Consider the following 10,772-nt stretch of genomic DNA (forward strand, 5'->3'; position numbering starts at 1 on the left):
ACGGGGGCCTTTTTCACGAGCTCAGCGCAGCCGGACGACGACGGTGCCGGTCAGCCGGTCCAGCCAGCTGCGGCCGTCGGCGTTGCGGACCGCCGCCGGGATGATGAAGAACGTCAGCACCGCCCGCACCAGCGCGCGCGGCGGGCCGACCAGCGCGGCGCCGTCGAGCCGGGCGACGCGGATGCCGACGACGCCCATGCCGGGGGTGAAGCCGAAGAAGCCGGCCGACACGACGGAGATGATCGCCCACACCCCGCCGGACCAGAGGTTGAACACCTGCATCGCGGCCGGGTCCTGCAGGCTCGGGTGCAGGAAGATGGCCGTGACCAGGGCCGCGACGACGAGGTCGACGATCAGCCCGAGCAGCCGCGCGCCCCCGGTCGCCGCCGAGCCGACGCCCGACTCGGGCAAACCGAACTTCTCACCCGGCCACCGCGAGCCGTCTCGTGCCTCGGCCTGCCCGCCCTCGCCGGTGCCGGGCAGCCATTCACCGGTCCATCTCGCCACCCGTCTAGGGTATGCCGGTGGCGCGGAACACATCCGACCTGGTCGGATACCCGATATCGACCACCCGTTAACACCGGCGAAACATACGGGTGACGGTCGGGCAACACCGCACTTTTAGCGTGAGCCGAAGAGAGCACTGCCGTACGAGCTCGAACGAGAAGGAGTCACCGAGGGTGCCCACTACTCCAGACGACATCCAGCGCCTCATCGCCGATGAGGACGTCGAGGTCATCGACGTCCAGTTCTGCGACCTGCCCGGCGTGATGCAGCACTTCACGGTCCCCGCGAAGGCCTTCACCGAAGAGGCCTTCGAAGAGGGTCTCGCGTTCGACGGCTCCTCGGTGCGCGGCTTCCAGTCCATCCACGAGTCCGACATGCTGCTCCTCCCGGACGCGGCGACGGCCCGGATCGACCCGTTCCGCAAGGCGAAGACGCTCGCGCTCAACTTCTTCGTGCACGACCCGTTCACGCGCGAGGCGTACAGCCGTGACCCGCGCAACATCGCGCGCAAGGCCGAGCAGTACATCTCCGAGTACGGCGTCGCCGACAACGTGTACTTCGGTCCCGAAGCCGAGTTCTACATCTTCGACTCGATCCGCTTCGACTCCGCCGAGCACGCCTCCTTCCACGAGATCGACTCGGTCGAGGGCTGGTGGAACACCGGCGCCGACGAGGTGGGCGGCAACCAGGGTTACAAGACGAAGTTCAAGGGCGGCTACTTCCCCGTCCCGCCGGTCGACCACTTCGCCGACCTGCGCGACGACATCGTCCGCAACCTGACGAACATCGGTTTCGAGATCGAGCGCGCGCACCACGAGGTGGGCACCGCCGGCCAGACCGAGATCAACTACAAGTTCAACACGCTGCTGCACGCGGCCGACGACCTGCAGCTGTTCAAGTACGTCGTGAAGAACACGGTGTTCGCGGCGGGCAAGACGGCGACGTTCATGCCGAAGCCCCTCGCCGGCGACAACGGCTCGGGCATGCACTGCCACCAGTCGCTCTGGAAGGACGGCCAGCCGCTGTTCCACGACGAGTCGGGCTACGCCGGCCTGTCGGACACCGCGCGCCACTACATCGGCGGCCTGCTCAAGCACGCCCCGAGCCTGCTGGCCTTCACGAACCCGACGGTGAACTCCTACCACCGCCTGGTCCCGGGCTTCGAGGCCCCGGTTTCGCTGGTCTACTCGCAGCGCAACCGTTCGGCGTGTGTCCGCATCCCGATCACGGGCAACAACCCGAAGGCCAAGCGCGCCGAGTTCCGCTGCCCGGACTCCTCGGGCAACCCGTACCTGGCCTTCTCGGCGATGATGATGGCCGGCCTCGACGGCATCAAGAACAAGATCGAGCCGCCGGAGCCGATCGACAAGGACCTCTACGAGCTCCCGCCCGAGGAGGCCAAGGACGTCAAGCTCGTCCCGGGCGACCTCGGCACGGTCCTCGACACGCTCGAGGCGGACCACGACTACCTGCTCGAGGGCGGCGTGTTCACACCGGACGTGATCGAGACGTGGATCTCGTACAAGCGCGAGAACGAGATCGACCCGCTGCGCCTGCGCCCGCACCCGTACGAGTTCAGCCTGTACTACGACGTGTGATCCGGTAACCCGGCCAAGGTCACGCCGGCGGTGAGGAGCGAAGAGCCCTCGCCGCCGGCGTTTCTCGTTTCAGCGCAGGTCCAGCCACATGATGCGCAGGCCCACGTCGCCGAGCGAAGGGTGGCGGAACGCGCCCGGGGCCACGCCCAGCGTCGTGAAGCCCAGGCTTTCGTACAGCGAGACCGCCGCGGTGTTCGTGTCCACCACCGCGTTGAACTGGATCGCCGCGAAGCCCGACTCCCGGGCCCACGCGATCAGGTCCGTCGTCAGGGCCCGGCCCACTCCCCGGCCGCGGGCCGACGCCGCGACCATCAGACTGCCTGAGGCCACGTGGCTGCCCGGGCCCGGGCGGTTGGCGTACATGTTCGCCGTCCCCAGCACCTCATCGCCGTCGGCGTAGACCACCGTCCGGGCTGGGGCGGGCAGGAGCCACATCCGCCGGGCTTCTTCCGAAGGGAGCGATGGGTCGTACGCGAACGTCTCCTGCGCCGTGACGACGTCGTGGACGATCGGCCAGATCCGCGGCCAATCAGCGGCAACCGCCGGGCGGATCATTCCGCCGTCGACAGCACGCGCAGGTCCGCGCCCGCGGCTTCGAAGCGGCCGCGCGGGTCCGGGACCAGCTTGCGGAGCTCCAGGTCCATCAACCCGAGCGTGCAGGTGATCTCCGCGGCCAGCGTGCCGTCGAGCTTGTAGATGTTCGAGTCCATCTTGAACGTCTTGCCGCTGCCGAACTTGACGTCGCACGTCACGTCGACCTCGTCGCCCGCGCGCAGTTCGCGGCGGAACACCACGTGCGTCTCCAGCAGCACCGACGCCACGCCGGGCAGCCCCTTGAGCGCGCCCGCTTTCTCCAGCAGCTCCAGGCGGGAGACCTCGCCGTACGAGTGGTAGACGGCGTGGTTGAGGTGGCCCAGGGTGTCCAGCTCGTAGTGCCGGACCTTGATCCGGGTCCGGAAGGGCTCGCGATCGGTCACCAGGCCACTGTAGGTCAGGCCTCGTAGAACAAGTGCTCCACCACCGTGTGCGCCCGGCGCGTGATGCGGCGGTACGTGTCGAGGAACTCGCCGGGGTCGTCCGCCGCCGGGTGGCCGAGGACGCTGGCCACCGCCGTCAGGTCGCGGCCCGAGCCCGGGACCTCGTCGACCGCCTTGCCGCGGACCAGCATCCCCGCGTTGCGGACCCGGGTCGCCAGCAGCCACGCCTCGCGCAGCGACTCCACCTCGGACTGCGTGGCGAGGCCCGCCTCCGGCAGCACGGCCAGTGCGTCGAGCGTCGAGGTCGTCCGCAAGCCGGGGACCGAACACGCGTGCTGGAGCTGGAGGAGCTGGACCGTCCACTCGACGTCGGCGAGGCCGCCCCGGCCCAGCTTCGTGTGGCGCGTCGGGTCCGCGCCGCGGGGCATCCGCTCCGTCTCCACGCGCGCCTTGATGCGGCGGATCTCGCGCGCCTGCGTCGCGTCCAGGCCGTTTTCGGGGTAGCGGATCGGGTCGATCAGCGCGATGAACCGCTCGCCGAGCTCGTCGTCGCCCGCGACGAACCGGGCACGCAGCAGCGCCTGCGCCTCCCACACCTCGCCCCACCGGGCGTAATACGCGCGGTACGACTCGAGCGTGCGCACCAGCGGGCCGCTCCGGCCCTCGGGCCGCAGGTCGGCGTCGACGACCAGTGCCGGGTCCGAGCTCGGCGCGCCCAGCATCTTGCGGACGGTCTCCGCCACCGACGACGCGAACTTCACCGCGTCGGCGTCCGAGACCCCTTCGGACGGTTCGCACACGAAGAGGACGTCGGCGTCGGAGCCGTAGCCGAGTTCGGCGCCGCCGAGGCGGCCCATCCCGATGACGGCGATGCGCGCCGGGGTCCGGCCCAGCTCGGCTTGGCGCTGGCGGAACGCCGCGGCCAGCGCGCCCTGCAGCACGGCCACCCAGACGCTGGACAGCGCTTCGCACACCGCCGGGACGTCGAGCAGCCCGAGCAGGTCCGCGCAGGCGACGCGCAGCAGTTCGTGCCGGCGCAGCGAGCGCGCCGCGGCCACGGCGGCGTTGACCCCGGGCTGACGGCGGACGGTGGCCCGCAGCGACGTCGCGACCTCGGCGGGCGCGCGGCCGAGCAGCCGGGCCGGGTCGCCGAGCAGGCGCAGCACCTCGGGGGCGCGGACCAGCAGGTCCGGCACCAGCCGCGAGGTGCCGAGCAGCAGCGCCAGGTTCTCGACGACCGTGCCCTCGTCCCGCAGCACCCGCAGGTACCACGGTGTGTCCTCGAGCGCCTCCGACACCTTCCGGTACGACAGCAGCCCGCCGTCGGGATCGGGTGTGTCGGCGAGGAGGTCGAGCAGCACCGGCAGCAGCGCCTGCTGGATCGCGGCGCGGCGCGAGACGCCCGAAGTGAGGGCCTTGATGTGCTGCAGCGCCCCGTCGGGCGCGGTGTAGCCGAGCGCGGCGAGCCGGCTCGCGGCCTGCTTGGTGGTCAGGCGCAGCGCCTCGGTCGGCACGTTCGCGACCGACTGCAGCAGCGGCCGGTAGAAGATCTTCTCGTGCAGGCGCCGGATGCTCTGGCCCTGCCGCCGGAACTCCGCGAGCAGCGCGTCGCCGGGACTCTTGCCGCCGGCCGGCTTGATGCCGCTGGCGCGGGCGAGGATCCGCAGCTCGTCGGTGTCCGACGCCGCCGGGAACAGGTGCGTCCGGCGCAGCCGCCGCAGCTGCAGGCGGTGTTCGAGCATCCGCAGGAATTCGTACGACGTGCCCAGCTCGGCCGCGTCCTGGCGGCCGACGTAACCGCCTTCGCCGAGCGCCGCGAGCGCGTCCATCGTGGACGGCGAGCGCAGGTCCGCGTCGACCCGGCCGTGCACGAGCTGCAGCAGCTGGACGGCGAACTCGACGTCGCGCAGGCCGCCGCGGCCCAGCTTCAGCTCCCGCTCGGCGTGCTCGGACGGCACGTGCCCCTCGACGCGACGGCGCATTTGCTGCACCTCGCCGACGAAGTTGTCGCGGTCGGCCGCGGACCACACGAGCGGCGCGACCATCTCGGCGTACTGGCGGCCGAGTTCGGCGTCGCCGGCCACCGGGCGCGCCTTGAGCAGCGCCTGGAACTCCCAGGTCTTGGCCCACTTCTGGTAGTAGCCGTGGTGGCTTTCGACGGTGCGGACCAGCGCGCCCGCCTTGCCTTCGGGGCGCAGCGCCGCGTCGACCTCGAAGCACGCCTTGCCGACGACGCGCATCATCGTGCTCGCCAGCCTGGTGGCCACGCCGAGATCGCCTTCGCCGACGAAGATGACGTCGACGTCGCTGACGTAGTTGAGCTCCCGGCCGCCGCACTTGCCCATGGCGACCACGGCGAGGGTGCCCTCGGCCGGCTTCCCGACTTCGGCCTCGGCGACCACCAGCCCGGCGGCCAGCGCGGCCTCCGCGAGTTCGGTCAGCTGGGCCGCGACCTCGGCGTAGCGCGGGTGCTCGAGCCCGGCCTCGACGAGGTGGCCCAGGTCGGCGGCGGCGATGCCGAGCAGCTGGCCGCGGTAGCCGACCTTGAGAGCCTGCTCGGCTTCGAGCCCGGTCAGCACCGAGCCGTCGTCACGCACCAGCGCCGTGCGCAGGGCTTCGCGGTAGCAGGCGGAATCGGTGCACTTGTCGCCGGTGAGCGCGTGCCATTGGTCCGGGTTCGCGGCGAGGAAGTCGGCGAGCGCGCTCGACGTGCCCAGCACGCCGAGGAGCCGGCCGCGGAACGTCCGGTGGGCGCGTAGCCGTTCTTCGAGGCGGGTCCACTCGGCGTCGTCGGCTTCGCGGATGCGGTCCAGGCCGCGCAGCGCGAGGTCCGGGTCGGCGGTGCGGGACAGCGCCACGAGCACGTCGGTGGCCGAGGCGACCGGGCCGGCGTCGTCCCACCAGCCGGCCGCGCGCAACTGGCCCTCGGCACGGGGATCCGTGAAGCCGTACCTCGCCGCCGAAGCGGTCGTTCGCGCGCGGTCTGCCATCACTGACCACCGTAACCGGGGAGGCCGGTTCAGGCGGCCAGGCGGCCCGGTTCGGTCCCGGCGGGCGTCGGCTCCGGCACCTGGAAGCTGTGTGCGCTGACGGGGTTGCGCCGCGAAAGGACGTAGATGCCGATGCCCACCCCGAGCCCGACGACGCCGACGGAAATGGTGCCCGCGTTGCCGAGCGAGGCGATCTTGCCGGAGATCGCGCCGACGATCGCGGCCGCGGGCAGCGTGAACAGCCACGCGACGACCATCCGGCCCGCCATCCGCCAGCGGACGGGCGCTTCTCGCCGTCCGACGCCGGAGCCGACGATGCCGCCCGAGCACACGTGCGTCGTCGACAGCGGGAAGCCCAGCCGTGACGAGATGAGGATGACCAGCGCCGAGCTCGTCTGGGCGGCGAAGCCCTGCGGGCCCTCGATGTCGGTCAGGCCCTTGCCGAGGGTGTGGGTGATGCGCCAGCCGCCGAGGTACGTGCCGGCCGCGAGGGCGCACGCGGCGCTGACGATCACCCAGACCGGCGGGGCGGCGCCCGACGGGAGGCTGCCGGCGCTGACGAGCGTGAGCGTGATGACGCCCATCGTCTTCTGCGCGTCGTTGGTGCCGTGCGCGAGCGAGACGAGTGACGCCGACACGATCTGGCCGACCTTGAAGCCGCGCGTGGCCGGACGGCCCCGGACCAGGAAGCGGTAGACGAGGTACGTCGCGACCATCGCGACGAGGCCCGCGATCACCGGGCTCGCCGCCGCGGGCACGAGGACCTTCTCGACGATCTTCCCGAAGTGGACCGAGCCGGCACCCGCCGAAATCCAGGTGGCGCCGATCAGCCCGCCGAACAGCGCGTGCGACGAACTCGACGGCAGGCCGACGAACCACGTCACGAGGTTCCAGACGATCGCGCCGATCAACCCGCCGAAGACGATCGACGGGCCGATCTTTGTATCGTCGACCAGGCCGCTGGAGATCGTCTTGGCGACCTCCACCGACAGGAACGCACCGACCAGGTTCAGCACCGCGGAGATCGCGACGGCCACCCGCGGCCGGAGCGCGCCGGTGGCGATCGACGTCGCCATCGAGTTCGCGGTGTCGTGGAACCCGTTCGTGAAATCGAATACCAGAGCCGTGACGACCACGATCACGACCAGCAACGAGGGCTCCACCCCGACCTCCGAACGCCCTTGTGGGGACTCTTCCCGCAAGGTACCTGACGGGTGACGCCTGGCGTTAACAGGCCGTAGCTGTTTGTGACATCTGCCGTTAAGCCAGCGGTAACGAGCGTTGACTCTCGGCGGCGGGCTCGAGGTCACCGGCGGCCAACCGGACGAACCGCTGCGCGAACGGACCCCAGGTTTCGGCGATGTCGGTGTGCACTGTGGTCAGCGCGTCGTGCTCGAGTGAGCCCGGACGAGCGAATTCCGCCTCCTGCGGGCTTTCGGCGGCCCAGCTCTCGACCACGGCGGGTGTCGTCTCGATGTGGAACTGGACGCCGTAGACACAACGGCCGAACCGGAAGGCCTGGTTCGGGTAGCGCGGCGCGGACGCGAGCAGTTCGGCGCCGGGCGGGAGCCGCGTGATCGCGTCGCTGTGGAACTGCAGGACGTCCTGCATCAGCGGCAGGTCGGCGAAGAGCGGATCGATCCACGCCGCGTCCTTCTTGGCGACGAGGTGCGGGCCGACCTCGGGCCCGTCCGCCCCGACCTCGACGCGGCCACCGGTCGCGACGGCCAGCAGCTGCGCGCCGAGGCAGATCCCGAGCGTGGGGAGCTGCTTCGCCGCCGCCTTCGAAAGCAGCCGTCGCACGTCGGCGAGCCACGGGTGCTTCGCGTCGTCCTCCGCGCCCATGCCGCCGCCCAGGCAGACGACACCCCGGTAGCCGTCGAGGTCCGCGGGCAGCTCGTCCCGCGGCGGCAGCCGGACGTCGAGTTCCGCGCCGGCTTCGGTCAGCCAGTCGCCGAGGGGACCGAGCGGATCCGACGTGTCCGGCTGGATGATCAGCAGTCGTGTCACGGTTTCCAGGGTAGGTCAGCAGGCGCAGCGGATCCCGGGGGCCGCGGTTGCTCCGGCCGCGGTTCCTTCCACGGGGTAGCCGGCCGCGATCCAGCTCGTGATGCCGCCGGAGAGCCGCTTCACCCGGAACCCGAGCTGCGCCAGCTTGAGCGCGCCCTTGGTGGCGGCGTTGCAGTTGGTGCTCTCGCAGTAGCAGATGTAGACGACGTCGCGGTCGAGGTGCTTCGTGGTCTCCGCCGTGAGGTCGCGGTAGGGCAGGTTGACGGCGCCCGGGATGCGCGCCTGGGCGAACGCCTCGGGCGCGCGCGTCTCGACGATCACGTAGCCGTCGGTGTGGCCGGCTTGCAGGTCGCGGACGAGGTCGTCGGGATCGACCTCGAAGGCGAGTTCGGCGCCGAAGTAGGCGGTGGCGAGTTCGGGTGCTGGGGCGGGGACGTCGAGTGCGCGGGTCATGAAGAGAATCCTGCTGGTCCGGAGCACGTGGGCACAGGGGAGAATCGTGGTGGAAGCCCCGGTGCGCCGGGGATTTCCGCGTTCTGGCCGTGCGAACCCGGGAGAATTGCGGTGGACCTCGACGACGTCGATTGGCACCTGCTGGAGCTGCTCCAGTCGGACGGCCGGCTGAGCTTTTCCGAGCTGGGGCGCCGAGTGTCGCTGTCGGGCTCGGCGGTGACGGAACGGGTGCGCCGGCTCGAGGAGCGCGGCGTGATCACCGGCTACACGGCGACCATCGACACGACGAAGCTGGGCCTGCCGATCGAGGCGCTGGTGCGCGCCCGCGTGCGGAGCCTGGACACCCCGCGGTTCCGGACGGCGGTGCTGCCGCTGCCGCAGGTCGTCGCGGCGGACCACATCACCGGCGACGAGTGCTGGATCCTGCGGGTGCTGTGCCGGAGCACGGGCGAGCTGGAGGAGCTCGTCGAGAAGGTGCAGCGGTACGGCGAAACGACGACGTCGCTCGTGCTGTCTTCGCCGCTGCGCCGGCGGCCCGTGACGCGGGCATGAAAAAGGGCCTGGCCGGGAGACTCTCGTCTCAACCGGGCCAGGCCCTTCCTTCATGTTAAGTTCGGCGGTGTCCTACTCTCCCACAACCCTTCGGTTGCAGTACCATCGGCGCTGTCAAGCTTAGCTTCCGGGTTCGGAATGGGACCGGGCGTTTCCCTGACGCTAAAACCACCGAAACACTCCGAAACAACACACACCGTCACCGGCGTGGTGTTTCAGAACCGTAGAGTGGATGCGCAACATCTTCGTAGACAAGTCCTCGGCCTATTAGTACCAGTCAACTCAACAACACATTACTGTGCTTCCATATCTGGCCTATCAACCCAATGGTCTCTTGGGGGCCTTAACCCACAAAGGGGTGGGATACCTCATCTTGGAACAGGCTTCCCGCTTAGATGCCTTCAGCGGTTATCCCTTCCGAACGTGGCCAACCAGCCATGCCCTTGGCAGAACAACTGGCACACCAGAGGTTCGTCCGTCCCGGTCCTCTCGTACTAGGGACAGCCTTCCTCAAGTATCCTACGCGCGCGGCGGATAGGGACCGAACTGTCTCACGACGTTCTAAACCCAGCTCGCGTGCCGCTTTAATGGGCGAACAGCCCAACCCTTGGGACCTACTCCGGCCCCAGGATGCGACGAGCCGACATCGAGGTGCCAAACCATGCCGTCGATATGGACTCTTGGGCAAGATCAGCCTGTTATCCCCGGGGTACCTTTTATCCGTTGAGCGACACCCCTTCCACCAGGAGGTGCCGGATCACTAGTCCCGACTTTCGTCCCTGCTCGACATGTCTGTCTTACAGTCAAGCTCCCTTGTGCACTTGCACTCAACACCTGATTGCCAACCAGGCTGAGGGAACCTTTGGGCGCCTCCGTTACTCTTTAGGAGGCAACCGCCCCAGTTAAACTACCCATCAGGCACTGTCCCTGAACCAGATCATGGCCCGAGGTTCAGATTCCCAATTCGACCAGAGTGGTATTTCAACAACGACTCCACAGTAACTAGCGTCACCGCTTCACAGTCTCCCACCTATCCTACACAAGCCGAACCGAAAACCAATACCAAACTATAGTAAAGGTCCCGGGGTCTTTCCGTCCTGCCGCGCGTAACGAGCATCTTTACTCGTAGTGCAATTTCGCCGGGCCTGTGGTTGAGACAGCCGGAAAGTCGTTACGCCATTCGTGCAGGTCGGAACTTACCCGACAAGGAATTTCGCTACCTTAGGATGGTTATAGTTACCACCGCCGTTTACTGGCGCTTAAATTCTCAGCTTCGCCCCGAAAGGCTAACCGGTCCTCTTAACGTTCCAGCACCGGGCAGGCGTCAGTCCATATACATCGTCTTGCGACTTCGCATGGACCTGTGTTTTTAGTAAACAGTCGCTTTCCGCTGGTCTCTGCGGCCACCCACCCCTAGCCTGCAAGAAGCTTCAGGATGTTTGGCCCCCCTTCTCCCGAAGTTACGGGGGCATTTTGCCGAGTTCCTTAACCACAGTTCACCCGATCGCCTTGGTATTCTCTACCTGACCACCTGTGTTGGTTTGGGGTACGGGCCGTGCATGCACTCACTAGAGGCTTTTCTCGGCAGCATAGGATCACTCTACTTCGCCTCAAACGGCTACGCATCACGTCTCAGCCTATATGGAACACGGATTTGCCTATGTTCCGGCCTACACGCTTACACC

At 68.6% G+C, this 10,772-nt stretch carries 9 protein-coding genes and 2 rRNA genes (1 of these 11 only partly in view); 2 read left to right on the plus strand and 9 right to left on the minus strand.

Features of this window, described 5'->3' with window-relative positions; all coding sequences use genetic code 11:
- Positions 1–21: 21 nt before the first annotated feature.
- Entirely contained in the window at positions 22–411 is a 390-nt protein-coding gene (locus H4696_RS27455; RefSeq protein WP_086861918.1) for an RDD family protein, read from the minus strand.
- A 269-nt stretch (positions 412–680) separates the two neighbouring features.
- Between H4696_RS27455 and glnA the strand changes: the two genes are divergently transcribed.
- Positions 681–2,105 carry a type I glutamate--ammonia ligase gene (glnA, locus tag H4696_RS27460; RefSeq protein ID WP_086861908.1) on the plus strand — a complete coding sequence of 475 codons (1,425 nt, stop codon included), beginning with the start codon at positions 681–683 and terminating at the stop codon, positions 2,103–2,105.
- A 69-nt stretch (positions 2,106–2,174) separates the two neighbouring features.
- Here the strand turns inward: glnA and H4696_RS27465 are convergent, their stop codons facing one another.
- The 6 genes from H4696_RS27465 to H4696_RS27490 form a co-directional block, all read right to left on the minus strand.
- The gene (locus H4696_RS27465; RefSeq protein ID WP_086861907.1) at positions 2,175–2,660 is read right to left on the minus strand and encodes a GNAT family N-acetyltransferase; all 486 of its coding nucleotides are present in this window, start codon (positions 2,658–2,660) and stop codon (positions 2,175–2,177) included.
- Positions 2,657–3,082, minus strand: a complete 426-nt coding sequence (locus H4696_RS27470) for an acyl-CoA thioesterase (RefSeq protein ID WP_086861906.1) — start codon at positions 3,080–3,082, stop codon at positions 2,657–2,659. Before H4696_RS27470 ends, H4696_RS27465 begins: the two co-directional genes overlap by 4 nt.
- 14 nt (positions 3,083–3,096) lie before the next feature.
- Positions 3,097–6,072, minus strand: coding sequence for a bifunctional [glutamine synthetase] adenylyltransferase/[glutamine synthetase]-adenylyl-L-tyrosine phosphorylase (locus H4696_RS27475; RefSeq protein WP_169735037.1), 2,976 nt, complete (start codon positions 6,070–6,072; stop codon positions 3,097–3,099).
- A 29-nt stretch (positions 6,073–6,101) separates the two neighbouring features.
- Complete coding sequence (locus H4696_RS27480; RefSeq protein ID WP_169735036.1) at positions 6,102–7,235, minus strand: inorganic phosphate transporter; 1,134 nt, start codon at positions 7,233–7,235, stop codon at positions 6,102–6,104.
- A gap of 97 nt (positions 7,236–7,332) precedes the next feature.
- The gene (locus H4696_RS27485) at positions 7,333–8,082 is read right to left on the minus strand and encodes a type 1 glutamine amidotransferase (RefSeq protein WP_086861904.1); all 750 of its coding nucleotides are present in this window, start codon (positions 8,080–8,082) and stop codon (positions 7,333–7,335) included.
- Between the two features lie 15 nt (positions 8,083–8,097).
- Positions 8,098–8,535 carry a rhodanese-like domain-containing protein gene (locus H4696_RS27490; RefSeq protein ID WP_086861903.1) on the minus strand — a complete coding sequence of 146 codons (438 nt, stop codon included), beginning with the start codon at positions 8,533–8,535 and terminating at the stop codon, positions 8,098–8,100.
- A 111-nt stretch (positions 8,536–8,646) separates the two neighbouring features.
- On the opposite strand from H4696_RS27490, the gene H4696_RS27495 reads away from it, so the two are divergent.
- Positions 8,647–9,087: an Lrp/AsnC family transcriptional regulator gene (locus H4696_RS27495; protein ID WP_086861902.1), complete on the plus strand. Its 441-nt coding sequence runs from the start codon at positions 8,647–8,649 to the stop codon at positions 9,085–9,087.
- Positions 9,088–9,146: 59 nt separating this feature from the next.
- Here H4696_RS27495 and rrf read toward each other — a convergent pair.
- Both rrf and H4696_RS27505 read right to left on the minus strand, forming a co-directional pair.
- Positions 9,147–9,263: ribosomal RNA gene (rrf, locus tag H4696_RS27500) — 5S ribosomal RNA — on the minus strand.
- A gap of 71 nt (positions 9,264–9,334) precedes the next feature.
- A 23S ribosomal RNA gene (locus H4696_RS27505) occupies positions 9,335–10,772 on the minus strand (it continues 1,681 nt past the right edge of the window).

This window comes from Amycolatopsis lexingtonensis (genome assembly GCF_014873755.1).
Taxonomy (GTDB): Bacteria; Actinomycetota; Actinomycetes; order Mycobacteriales; family Pseudonocardiaceae; genus Amycolatopsis; species Amycolatopsis lexingtonensis.